Genomic DNA, 786 nt, shown 5'->3' on the forward strand with positions numbered 1-786 from the left:
GCTTCCTGAAAGCGCGGTTACTACATCACCACTTACCGGTGTATGCGGGAGATAATACGATGTATCTTCAGAAGCCCCCATTCGATATCTGATGATTCTATCCCAGCCTTTACCGGAAAACGTTACGACATTTTGACTCCCTGCACTTATATCATCCCAGCTGCCATTGCGAACTTGGTCGATAGAGGCCTGCCCCGCCATCCACGCGGAATAGCACTTCCTGTCAGAAGGATCATCATTATCAATTACGCCATCAGTTAATCTATGACAACTCCTATCAAGTGGAAAATGATCAAACATCTCTTTCGAGCTTTCCGTGACGTACCGATCAGGTACGCCGTCTGCATCACTATCTATCTTTGACGGGTCTGATATATATGAAAGTTGAACGCAATATTCACTGTTTCCTATGTTACTAAGTCGATATTCATCAGCATTACAAGAGGCTGTGCTCTCAATTAATCTCGGAGGGTTTGCGGAATCATAAATAACTTCATAACGAGATTCGGTGTCATTATTTTGATTGCCATCAAACAAGCCATCTCCATCTGTATCGTTCTTAGCAGGATTACTTTGGGTAAGCAGCACTTCAATACCATCCGGCAATCCATCAAAATCAGTATCTGCAACAATAACTGAAGAATCTTCATTATTTTGATCTAAGTCGTTGACATACAGATCATCATCTATGTCTTCATCGCCATCACTAAGGCCATCCCCATCGGTATCAGCCCTTAAAGGGTCAGATACTTTAAAGTTTTCTTCGTTGGATTCCAGCTCCTGGTA

Annotated in this window: 1 pseudogene; it reads right to left on the reverse strand. The window is 42.7% G+C overall.

Going from position 1 to position 786, the window contains the following annotated elements:
• A pseudogene (locus tag A3729_RS32175) lies at positions 1 to 786 on the reverse strand (hypothetical protein); the annotation flags it as partial.

The sequence above is a fragment of the Oleiphilus sp. HI0043 genome, from assembly GCF_001634935.1.